3 protein-coding genes are annotated in these 1,305 nt (G+C 41.9%); 2 read left to right on the top strand and 1 reads right to left on the bottom strand.

All coding sequences use genetic code 11. The features are described from left to right. The coding region (locus LD39_RS15900; RefSeq protein WP_197061444.1) for an NUDIX domain-containing protein at positions 1–381 on the top strand (381 nt) is incomplete at its 5' end. On the opposite strand, the gene LD39_RS15895 is transcribed toward LD39_RS15900, so the two are convergent. After that, the gene (locus LD39_RS15895; protein WP_035549548.1) at positions 371–595 is read right to left on the bottom strand and encodes a hypothetical protein; all 225 of its coding nucleotides are present in this window, start codon (positions 593–595) and stop codon (positions 371–373) included. The two genes, LD39_RS15900 and LD39_RS15895, sit on opposite strands and share 11 nt — an antisense overlap. A gap of 440 nt (positions 596–1,035) precedes the next feature. Here LD39_RS15895 and LD39_RS15890 point away from each other — a divergent pair. After that, positions 1,036–1,305, top strand: a 270-nt coding sequence (locus LD39_RS15890) for a LysM domain-containing protein (protein ID WP_035549545.1), incomplete at its 3' end; no start/stop codon positions are given.

Genomic DNA, 1,305 nt, shown 5'->3' with positions numbered 1-1,305 from the left:
AAGAAAAAACAGAAAAAGTCTCCCTACATGCTCCTTCTCATCCAAAATGAAAAGAAGGAGATCTTAGTGGAACAGAGACCATCAGAAGGGCTGCTTGCATCTCTTTGGCAGTTCCCCATGGTGCCTCTTGCTGACTTAGACGAGGAAGCTGTCAAACCGTGGTTTTATGGTGAATACGGGTTGCACATAGAGCTTGAAAAATCTGTTGATCAAATTAAGCATGTCTTTTCTCATCTTATATGGGAAATGGAAGTCGTGAAAGCTAAAGTTGTCGACGGGGACCTAGACAGAGAACGGTCCCGCTTCGTCAATCTTGAAGAAATGAACGACTTGCCATTTCCTGTTTCTCATCAAAAAGCTCATAAACACATCAATCAATAACAGGATGAGTGCCGTGGGTCCAGGTAGCTTCATGCTCCTGAAGACCTCCACGGCGCTTTATTTCGTTATTGATCTCCCTCAACATTGTAACTCCCTCTGAATTTAAATATGGAGCTGTCTGGGATAGTGCGTAGTGAAAATATCCCAACTCTTTATCTTGCCAAGTTTGTTTGGACTCCATCGTCAATTGTGATAAATCTCTTCCTACATACATATCGATCCCTCCTTAATCCTTACTTTTTGTTTATCTGCTAGTGACCATACCCGTTAATTAAAGGAATCGGAATCATATAGTTGTTGCGTCCGGTGTCATTCGTCCGGTGCGTCCGGTGTCAGGTATCGTTCATCCTTTTCTTGGTACCAGGTACCGTAACGAGAGAAGGCGGTACCTGGTACCAGTTCCTCTGAGATCGGGGTCAGGTACCATCGAGGTGGACCATCGAAGGTACCATTGGATTTGTAACATAAATGTAATATTCATCAAGTGTTCATTATAATGTGTTATTTCACATAGGAAAATGGAGGAATTGGGGGTTTTTGTTGAAAAAGCGCACTATTTACAAAATGATGCGAATTATGAATAATTAGAAATAGTTACATATATCTAGATAGCTTGGAACTTTTTAACTCTACATAGGAGAAAGGATTGTTTTCATGAACAAAAAGAAGTTGGCAACAGCTGTATGCGGTACATTGATGGCATCCGTGCTCTGGGGAACGAGCGTTTTTGCGGACCAGACGTACAAAGTTTCTTCAGGAGATACACTCTGGGGAATTAGTATGAAACACAGTACAACCGTTTCTAAACTGAAATCATGGAACAATCTGAACACAGATTTGATTTTTATCGGCCAGCAGTTGGTTGTCAATAAGAGTTCTACAGCACCAACTCAGCCAGACTCCTCCTCGGGTACAAATGATGCG

The sequence above is a fragment of the Halobacillus sp. BBL2006 genome (assembly GCF_000786645.1).
Lineage (GTDB): Bacteria > Bacillota > Bacilli > Bacillales > Halobacillaceae > Halobacillus.
Note: the sequence above shows the minus strand (reverse complement) of the source record. Positions and strands in the feature narration are given on the sequence as shown.